This window comes from Halococcus thailandensis JCM 13552, assembly GCF_000336715.1.
GTDB classification, from domain to species: Archaea; Halobacteriota; Halobacteria; order Halobacteriales; family Halococcaceae; genus Halococcus; species Halococcus thailandensis.
In genome coordinates, this window is sequence record NZ_AOMF01000120.1 from 1 (window position 1) to 287 (window position 287).

Genomic DNA, 287 nt, shown 5'->3' on the forward strand with positions numbered 1-287 from the left:
ACTACCCAATCCAATGGGTCTCTCGCTGCCGTTCAAGACCTCTACAAGGCTTTCACCAACGATTCCGTTGCGTATTCGTCCATTCAGCAGTGGGTTACAGCTGAGCTCACCGAGCTACTTGCGGACATCTGTGGCTACATCAGCGTCGAGCTTGGACAAACAGAATCAGCGCTCGAAGGCCGCTTCGAGCGCTTCCGAGATGTCTTCATCTCGGATGGGACCATCTGTACGCTCTCTGCGGAATCCTTCGAGGAGTTCCCCGGATTAGGTGACGATCACGCTGGAGC

Annotated in this window: 1 pseudogene; it reads left to right on the top strand. The window is 55.1% G+C overall.

Annotated elements, in window-relative coordinates:
- A pseudogene (locus C451_RS05635) lies at positions 1–287 on the top strand (IS4 family transposase); the annotation flags it as partial.